Below are 1,408 nucleotides of genomic sequence, written 5' to 3'. Positions count from 1 at the left end.
AAGTCGCTGCGCTTCGTCGGCGCATCCGACGACGAGGTGCGCGCCAACGAAGCGGCGCTGCGCCTGCGGCTGATGGACATCAGCACCGGCATCCCGGGCGTGCGCTCGATCTCGGTGTGGGATGCGCAGGGCCAACACCTGGTCGGCACCGGGTTCCCGGTCGGCTCGGGCAGCGTCTCGATCGCCGACCGCAACTACTTCCAGCAGATGAAGGCCACGCAGGCCCGGCTGGTCATCGGCGACGTCGTGCTCGGCCGGGCCTCCGGCATGCCGGCGCTGAGCATCGCGGTGCGCCGCCCGCGCGCCGACGGCAGCTTCGGCGGCATGGTCGTCATCGCRCTTCAGCCGGCGGTGTTCGAGGAGTTCTACCGCTCGATCGCGCTGGAGGAAGCCGACGTCAGCACCTTCACGCTGTTCAAGGCCGACGGCACGCTGCTGACGCGCTGGCCGCTGCCGCCGGCCCCGATCACGCGGCTGCCCGACACGAGTCCGGTGGTCACCGCGGTGCGGCAGGGGCAGCATGCGGGCGTGCTGAGCTTCCGCTCCAGCTTCGATGGCGCATTGCGCACGGTGAGTTTCCAGCAGGTGCACGACCTGCCGGTGTACGTCAGCAGCTCGCTGCGCGACGACGCGATCCTCGCCGACTGGAACCGCCTGGTCGCGCTGCTCGCGGCGATCACGCTGCCGGTGACGATCGGCCTCGTGTACGTGGCCTGGCTCGCGCTGCGCAAGACGCAGCTCGAGCAGCGCATGGCGATCGAGTTCCATGCCGAGGCGCGCAAGCGCGAGCAGGCCGAGAAGGCGTTGCTGCAATCGCAGAAGCTGGAGGCGCTGGCCCAGCTCACCGGCGGCGTGGCCCACGACTTCAACAACCTGCTGGCGATCGTCAACAGCAACCTGCACGTCGTGAGGAAGCTGCGGCCGGACGTGGCCGAGATGAAGCAGATCGGCGCGATCGCCCGCGCGGTGGGCTCGGGCGCGCGGCTGACGCGGCAGCTGTTGTCGTTCTCGCGCCGCCAGGCGCTGAAGCCGGAGCGGGTCGACCTGGCGGCGTGGCTGCCGGCGGTCTCCGAGCTGCTGAAGGCGACGCTGGGCAGCGGTGTCGCGCTGTCGCTGGAGGTGGCGGCAGAGGTCGCGCCGATCCGCGTCGATGTCGGTGAGCTGGAGCTGGCGCTGATCAACCTGGCATCGAACGCGCGCGATGCGATGCCGGGCGGCGGGCGTTTCTCGATCGAGGTGAGCCAGGAGCCGGCTGCTGCGGAATCTGCCGCCGCGCCGGGGCGGGTGCTGATCCGTGCGACCGACACCGGCACCGGCATCGAGCCGGCGTTGCTCGCCAGGGTGTTCGAGCCGTTCTTCACGACCAAGCCGGCCAGCAAGGGCAGCGGCCTGGGCCTGAGCCAGGTGC

At 70.8% G+C, this 1,408-nt stretch carries 1 protein-coding gene; it reads left to right on the top strand.

The window, feature by feature from the left end; genetic code table 11:
• On the top strand, nucleotides 1-1,408 hold a 1,408-nt coding region (locus AC1D15_RS32260; RefSeq protein ID WP_477829267.1), incomplete at both ends, for an ATP-binding protein.

It is taken from the genome of Rhizobacter sp. P2_H2 (assembly GCF_056403375.1).
The sequence above is the reverse complement of the archived record's forward strand: the minus strand, read 5'-3'. Positions and strand labels throughout refer to the sequence as shown.